1 protein-coding gene is annotated in these 330 nt (G+C 66.1%); it reads right to left on the bottom strand.

From position 1 onward, the window contains the following. Positions 1-330, bottom strand: a 330-nt coding sequence (locus tag QSK36_RS43225) for an ABC transporter permease (RefSeq protein WP_285786460.1), incomplete at both ends; no start/stop codon positions are given.

The following is a 330-nucleotide window of genomic DNA, read 5'->3' as shown; positions in this document are numbered from 1 at the left end:
ACAGGTTGGTGATCACAGTGAAGATCAGCAGACCGAGGATCGAGCCGATGATCGTGCCCCGGCCGCCGCTCAGCAACGTCCCGCCGATGATGACGGCGGCGATCGCGTCCAGCTCATACAGATCGCCGTGGGTGGACGACCCGGTGGTGGTCCGCGCCATGATCAGCACCGCGGCGATCCCGCAGCACAGACCCGACAGCGCATACAACATCAGCGTGTGCTTACGCACATCGATACCGGCCAGCCGCGCCGCCTCGGGGTTACCCCCCACCGCATAGGTGCGCCGGCCGAACGTCGTGCGGTTGAGCACCAGCCAGCCGATCAGCACCA

It is taken from the genome of Microbispora sp. NBRC 16548, from assembly GCF_030268985.1.
GTDB lineage: Bacteria > Actinomycetota > Actinomycetes > Streptosporangiales > Streptosporangiaceae > Microbispora > Microbispora catharanthi.
Note: the sequence above shows the minus strand (reverse complement) of the source record. Positions and strands in the feature narration are given on the sequence as shown.